Source organism: Ruoffia sp. FAM 26254 (genome assembly GCF_045528545.1).
Lineage (GTDB): Bacteria > Bacillota > Bacilli > Lactobacillales > Aerococcaceae > Ruoffia > Ruoffia halotolerans.
On sequence record NZ_JBGQQY010000004.1, the window covers coordinates 45,554 to 51,998 of the forward strand.

The window sequence follows — 6,445 nt, forward strand, 5'->3', positions numbered from 1 at the left end:
ATGAATAAAAAGATAAGAATGAATGTATCTATACTACTTGCTTGCTTAATGCTAGCAGGAGGCGTGACGCAAGTAAGGTCCCAAGCACAAGAGGATGAGCCAACTAATCCAGATGAAGTAACGGTTCAAACGACGACCAATCAATTATCAAGCGATTTTTATCGTGCAGTAATAATCGATGGTCAATACCAAATTGGTGCATCAGCGAGCTCAAACAATAATTTAAGTTCTGCAGCGAATATTCGTGCATTTGAGGAAGGATTACTTCGCATAAGTAAACAAGTCTTTCCAACTGAACAGTATTTTATGCAAGAAGGGCAAATTATAGATGAAGCAACGATGACGAGTTGGTTAGCAAGAGAGTCAGCAACCAATCCAGAAGGCTTGAATCCAGCCTTACCGGAAGGAGATGCAGAAACTCAATCAAGTTTAGAGGAATCACTGGCCTCAGATGAATCCGTTGATCCAGCTGATGACCCAGAAGATGTTACAGAAGAAGGCGCAGAAGAGAACGAGCAAATCGTGACAAATGTGCAATCAACTCCGATTTATTTATCCCAAGTAGCTGAGAAAAACTTAATGGTAGAGACTGAAGAAGGCTTTGCTTTAGGTGGAATTGTTCTTGGTCTTGCGATGAATAGTACTTATGAATATACTGATGCTGATGGCGTAATCCACGAACAAGAAATCTCAGTGGGTGAAATGCGTGAACGTGGTAGACAATTCGCAAATATCATTGTCGGGCGTCTAAGAAACACAGAAGAATTACGTTCAGTTCCAATCGTCGTTGGTATTTACCGAGCAGCTCCAAGCGATGAAGTTGTCGGTGGAACGTATGTATTAGATGGTATTTCTCGAGAAGGAAACTCTGTGACTGACTGGACAGAAAACAATGAATATCGTATTGCGTTACCAATCATCGAAGCGAGCGACCAAAGCGATCAATACGCATATTTTGATAATTTTAATAATGAAATTATTAATTTCTTCCCTAATTTAAATGGTATCTCTGGAGAGGCTTTATACATTGACGGAGGATTGGCTTCCTTAAATGTAGAAATTGTTTCACAGTTCTATAAACAAACAGAAATTACAGCGTTGACTCAACATATTACCGATGTCTCGCAAAGAACTTTACCTGAAGGGGTAGCCATTGAAATTAAAGTCATATCTGACGCTGGCGTAGAAGCCTACGTAGGCCGACCAGCAGGGGCGACACAATATCAAAGCCATATTTTCAAAAAATAAACTGATAAGGAAGGATGAATTGAATGTTAAGTCAAGATCAAATCAAACACGTCGCTAAGTTATCAAAACTTAGTTATACAGACGATGAATTAGATAACTTTGTCCCAGAATTTGGACGTATTATCGATATGGTTGAACAGTTACAAGAAGTAGATACTGAGGGAGTTAAACCAACGTATCACGGTAATCAATTAATCAATGTATTACGTGAAGACAAAGCCATTGAACGCAATAAAACAGAAGCACTACTTAAAAACGCACCATTATCTGAAGGTGGTTTTATTCAAGTACCAGCCATCTTAGAAAGTGGGGAAGTTTAATATGAGTAAATATCCAACAACAATTATTGAAATCCAAGAAGGGTTAAGAAATGGCGATTTTACAACGGTTGAATTAACGGAAGCAATCTTTGCTTACATTGAAGAGACTGATGAGAAAGTAAATTCATTCTTAGCTTTAAATAAAGAAGCAGCTTTAGAAGCGGCGAAAGCTGCCGATGAAGTAGGGTACGGTGAAGACGCACCATTATTAAACGGTGTGCCAATTGGGATTAAAGATAATATCGTTACTGAAGGTTTAACAACAACCGCTTCATCTAAAATGTTAGAAAACTTCAACCCAACTTATGATGCGACAGTCATTAAGAAGTTAAAAGAAGCTGGAGCTATTATTATTGGTAAATTAAACTTAGACGAATTTGCGATGGGTGGATCAACTGAGACATCTTACTTCAAAACTTCTAGAAACCCTTGGGATTTAGAACGTGTACCAGGTGGATCATCAGGTGGATCATCATCTGCTGTTGCTGCTCGTCAAGTTCCCGCAAGTCTTGGTACAGATACTGGGGGGAGTGTTCGTAACCCTGCAGCCTTTACAGGGATTGTAGGAATGAAACCTTCATACGGTTCTGTCTCTCGTTACGGCGCGATTGCCTTTGGTTCAAGTTTAGACCAAATTGGACCAATGACAACGACTGTTGAAGACAATGCATTAGTATTAGAAGCAATTGCAGGCTTCGATAAACTTGATGGAACAAGCCGTCCTGATACTGAATTAGATTACAGATCAAAACTTGGTCAATCAATTGAAGGCATGCGTATTGCGATTCCTAAAGAATACCAATCTGAAGCAGTTAATGAAGAGATTCGTGATGCAATTAGTAAAGCAAAAGAATACTTTATTTCTCAAGGTGCAATCGTTGACGAAGTATCATTACCACATACACCTTACGGAATTAATGTTTACTATATCCTTTCTTCTGCAGAAGCATCATCAAACTTACAACGTTTTGACGGAATCCGTTATGGTTACCGTTCAGAATCTGCGAAAACACTTGAAGATATCTATGTTCAATCTCGTAGTGAAGGTTTTGGTGACGAGGTTAAACGTCGTATTATGTTAGGAACTTACAGTTTAAGTTCAGGAGCATTTGATAAATACTTTAAGAAAGCCGCTCAAGTTAGAACATTAATTATTGATGACTTTATTAAAGTCTTTAGCGAATATGACTTAATTATGGGACCTGTTACAACAAGTACTGCCTTCAAGATTGGTGGCCGTATTGAGGACCCAGTTGAAATGTATGTATCGGACTTATTAACAGTTCCTGTCAATTTAGCAGGACTACCAGCAATGTCAGTTCCAGCAGGCTTTGATAGTAACGGAATGCCTATTGGCTTACAATTAATTGGTAAACATATGAATGAATCAACACTTTACCAAGTTGCTTATGATTTTGAGAAAAATCATGATTACGTTAACCAAGTACCGGAATTTTAGGAGGGTGATATAATGAATTTTGAAACTGTCATTGGATTAGAAATCCACGTAGAGTTAAAGACTGACTCGAAAATATTTAGTACTTCACCAGCTCATTTTGGTGCAGAACCGAATAGTAACACGAATGAAAAAGACTGGGGATATCCAGGTGTCTTACCAGTATTAAATAAAGGTGCTGTAGATTACGGTATGAAAGCAGCACTAGCTTTAAACTGTGAAATTGCGCGTGAAATGAGTTTTGACCGTAAAAACTATTTCTACCCCGATAACCCAGCTGCCTACCAAATTACACAAGATGCACAACCGATTGGAACAAACGGATATATTGATATCGAAGTTGAAGGTGAACGCCGTCGTATTCGTATCAACCGTGTCCATTTAGAAGAGGATGCAGGTAAAAACACTCACGGAACAGATGGTTTCTCTTACGTTGACTTAAACCGTCAAGGTACACCATTAATCGAGATTGTTTCTGAGGCAGATATGCATTCACCAGCAGAAGCGTATGCTTACTTAGAAGCTGTTCGTGAGAAAATCTTATTTACTGAAGTTTCTGATGTTCGTATGGAAGAAGGATCACTACGTTGTGACGCAAATATCTCGCTTCGCCCATTTGGCCAAGAAGAATTTGGTACAAAAACTGAGCTTAAAAACTTAAACAGTTTTACATATGTACGTAAAGGTCTTGAACACGAAGAAGTGCGCCAAGCAAATGTATTAAGAAGTGGTGGCGTGATTGAGCAAGAAACACGTCGTTATGATGAGACAACAGGTGACACAATCTTAATGCGTACGAAAGAAGGAGCGGCAGATTACCGTTACTTCCCAGAACCAGATGTTCCGCCAATTTACATTACAGAAGAGTGGATTGCGGAAGTGAAAGAATCATTACCAGAAATGCCAGACCAAAGACGTCTACGTTATGTTAATGAATACGAATTACCAGAATATGACGCGATGGTTCTTACTCAGACAAAAGTAATGTCAGATTTCTTTGATAATACAATTGAAGAAGGTGCAGATCCTAAACAAGTATCTAACTGGTTAATGGGTGAAGTTTCAGCTCACTTAAATAAAGAACAAATCGCTTTAGAAGATACTGAATTAACACCAGTAAACTTAGCACAAATGATTAACTTAATTGCTGATGGAACAATTTCAAGTAAAATTGCTAAGAAATTATTCAAACACCTTGTTGAAAAAGGTGGCGACGCAAATAAAGTTGTTGAAGAACAAGGAATGGCTCAACTTAGTGACCCAGCTAAATTACAACCACTCATTGACGAAGTAATTGCTGCTAACCCTGGATCAGTTGAAGACTACAAGAACGGTAAAGATCGTGCTTTAGGATTCTTTGTTGGACAAATTATGAAACAAACTCGTGGTAAAGCTAATCCACAAGTTGTGAACAAACTGATTTTAGAAACTTTAGCTAACATGTAATTTTAAATTTTAAGCGTCTAAATGTCTTGTGCATTTAGGTGCTTTTTTTGCATATAATAATTTTATCTCATATAAATCAATTTGATTTTACAAGAAAATATTTTAGGAATAAACCTAATATTCGAGGGGAAAATCCCGAACGTTAACTTTTTTAACAATAAGAAAAGGTTAAGTTTTTATTAAGGACAAGTACTCAAATGATTTTTTGAATAATGTGTGAATTATCAGCACAAATCATTTCAAATATGTTACTCTATAATTGCGAAACTTTAGAGAGGTAGGTAAGTAATGAAAAAGACATTATTAATTATCGTTTCAACTGTGCTTATTATGGGAGTTGTATATTTTGCAGGTGTTGGGTTTTACTCTGAGAAATTTTCAGCGAATTCCACTTTTGGAACAGTTGATGTGAGTAATTTAACATTAAGCGAAGCACAGGCGAAAGTTATTGAAGATTTGAATGACAAAGAATTTGTTCTTGAAGAAGATGGGCAAGAAGTTGCTCGTTTGAAACTAGGTGAACTAGAACCTGAATATAAAACTGAGTCAGAATTAGAAGCGTCATACTTATCACAAGATCCAACGACTTGGGTCAATGGCTTCTTTGAAGATAAAGAGTACAATCAAGGTTTAGAAGAGCAAATTAACTTCAGTGAAGAAGAAATAATTAATAGCTTGTCAGCCCAAGGTCTTTCTAATGAAGAACGTGAAGCGGCGACAGATGCAGGTGTAGATTATGACGAAACTGAAGGTTATTATGTAGTTGAAGGGTCTGCTGGAAACCAAATCGATCCTAGTCGTCTTGAATCAGCAATTGTTGAAGGGATTCAAAACGAGAATTATACCATTGATTTGGAAGAAGCATATGCTCAACCAGAAATAACTGAAGTAAGTGAAGAAATTACATCAGTGATGGATGAAATTGAATCCGTATCATCAGTGAATATCACTTATGAAATTGCTGGAGAAGAAGTAACAATTCCACAAGATGAAATTGAAAACTGGATTTATTTTGATTCTTCAAATGAATTAATTATCGATGCTGAATCTGTGAAAGCATATTTAAGTACTCTTAACGAGGAATATTCAACATTCTACAAAGACCGTACTTTCAATAGTACTTTACAAGGTGAAGTCACTGTGCCACCTGGAATCCTAGGTTGGTCAATTGACACTGATGCAGAAGCAGAAGCGTTAATTAGTGACATTCATGCAGGTAACGATGTTAGTCGTGAACCAATCTATTACAGTTCTGGTGGTATTGCTGGTGCTGCAAATGATATTGGATCAACTTACGTCGAAATCGATTTAAGTAATCAATATATGTTCTTATATGTTGATGGTCAACTTATTCTTGAAACGCCAATGGTTTCAGGTAAGATTGGTGCTGAGACCGTACCAGGAGCAAATGCTGTTATTGAGATGTTAACTGATACAAACTTAGTTGGTTACAACCCATTCTCAAAAGTAGAATATTCTACGCCAGTTAATTACTGGATTCGCTTTGACGATAAAGCTCAAGGAATTCATGATGCATCTTGGCAAGGATCATTTGGTGGAAATGTTTATCAATTAAGTGGTTCACTTGGCTGTATTAACACTCCTCTAGGCGCAGTTGAAGTAATTTACAATAACGTTGATTACGGTACACCAGTAATGGTTTTCTATTAATATAAAAACAAAATCCTCACCCGGCAGAGTCTATTATGACTTTGCTAGGTGAGGATTTTTTAGTTTGCAATGAAAATATTTCCTTGAGAAATTCTCAAGGCACCTTACCATCCCTGAGAATTTTTCAGGGATCCAATTCGTGAAAAACGATGCTTGAGAAACTCACAGGGCACCTTTCCATCCCTGAGAATTTTTCAGGGATCCAATTCGTGAAAAACGATGCTTGAGAAACTCACAGGGCACCTTTCCATCCCTGAGAATTTTTCAGGGATCCAATTCGTGAAAAACGATGCTTGAGAAACTC

Annotated in this window: 5 protein-coding genes; all 5 read left to right on the plus strand. The window is 37.5% G+C overall.

Annotation, left to right across the window (positions count from 1 at the left end; translation table 11 throughout):
* The 5 genes from ACEN3Z_RS02065 (at position 1) to ACEN3Z_RS02085 (ending at position 6,141) form a co-directional block, all read left to right on the plus strand.
* Positions 1-1,248 (plus strand): CamS family sex pheromone protein, encoded by a 1,248-nt coding sequence (locus ACEN3Z_RS02065; RefSeq protein WP_138404324.1) that lies wholly within the window; start codon positions 1-3, stop codon positions 1,246-1,248.
* 23 nt (positions 1,249-1,271) lie between these two features.
* Positions 1,272-1,568: an Asp-tRNA(Asn)/Glu-tRNA(Gln) amidotransferase subunit GatC gene (gene gatC / locus ACEN3Z_RS02070; RefSeq protein WP_138404323.1), complete on the plus strand. Its 297-nt coding sequence runs from the start codon at positions 1,272-1,274 to the stop codon at positions 1,566-1,568.
* 1 nt (position 1,569) lies between these two features.
* Entirely contained in the window at positions 1,570-3,027 is a 1,458-nt protein-coding gene (gene gatA / locus ACEN3Z_RS02075; RefSeq protein WP_407089388.1) for an Asp-tRNA(Asn)/Glu-tRNA(Gln) amidotransferase subunit GatA, read from the plus strand.
* Positions 3,028-3,039: 12 nt separating this feature from the next.
* Positions 3,040-4,470, plus strand: a complete 1,431-nt coding sequence (gatB, locus tag ACEN3Z_RS02080; protein ID WP_138404321.1) for an Asp-tRNA(Asn)/Glu-tRNA(Gln) amidotransferase subunit GatB — start codon at positions 3,040-3,042, stop codon at positions 4,468-4,470.
* Between the two features lie 288 nt (positions 4,471-4,758).
* On the plus strand, positions 4,759-6,141 hold the full coding sequence (locus tag ACEN3Z_RS02085) for a L,D-transpeptidase family protein (protein WP_138404320.1): 1,383 nt from the start codon (positions 4,759-4,761) through the stop codon (positions 6,139-6,141).
* The last annotated feature ends 304 nt before the right edge of the window (positions 6,142-6,445 follow it).

Excerpts from the sequence above, each read along its gene's own strand:
- ACEN3Z_RS02065 (WP_138404324.1), top strand. The coding sequence starts at position 1 with ATGAATAAAAAGATAAGAATGAATGTATCTATACTACTTGCTTGCTTA.
- gatC (WP_138404323.1), top strand. The coding sequence starts at position 1,272 with ATGTTAAGTCAAGATCAAATCAAACACGTCGCTAAGTTATCAAAACTT.
- ACEN3Z_RS02085 (WP_138404320.1), top strand. The coding sequence starts at position 4,759 with ATGAAAAAGACATTATTAATTATCGTTTCAACTGTGCTTATTATGGGA.
- gatB (WP_138404321.1), top strand. The coding sequence starts at position 3,040 with ATGAATTTTGAAACTGTCATTGGATTAGAAATCCACGTAGAGTTAAAG.
- gatA (WP_407089388.1), top strand. The coding sequence starts at position 1,570 with ATGAGTAAATATCCAACAACAATTATTGAAATCCAAGAAGGGTTAAGA.